Genomic DNA, 263 nt, shown 5'->3' on the forward strand with positions numbered 1-263 from the left:
GGCTGAACATCCTGACCGACCCCATGCCGCCGAGGGAGCGCCACCCCGCCGACGGCCTCACCCACAGGGAGGCACCGTCATGACCGCACCCGCCGTTCACCATCGCATCCTCATCGTCGGTGGCGGCAGCGCCGGCATCGACGTCGCCGCACGGCTCCGCCGGGCGAAGGTCCCCGATATCGGCCTCATCGAGCCCGCAGAAACCCACTGCTACCAGCCGCTGTGGACCTTGGTCGGTGGCGGATGCGCCAGGGCCAAGGAGA

1 pseudogene is annotated in these 263 nt (G+C 70.3%); it reads left to right on the forward strand.

The features are described from left to right. Positions 1-79: 79 nt before the first annotated feature. Positions 80-263 (forward strand): annotated as a pseudogene (locus H0524_RS13715) (pyridine nucleotide-disulfide oxidoreductase); the annotation flags it as partial.

It is taken from the genome of Salinispora sp. H7-4, from assembly GCF_013416675.1.
Taxonomy (GTDB): domain Bacteria; phylum Actinomycetota; class Actinomycetes; order Mycobacteriales; family Micromonosporaceae; genus Micromonospora; species Micromonospora vitiensis.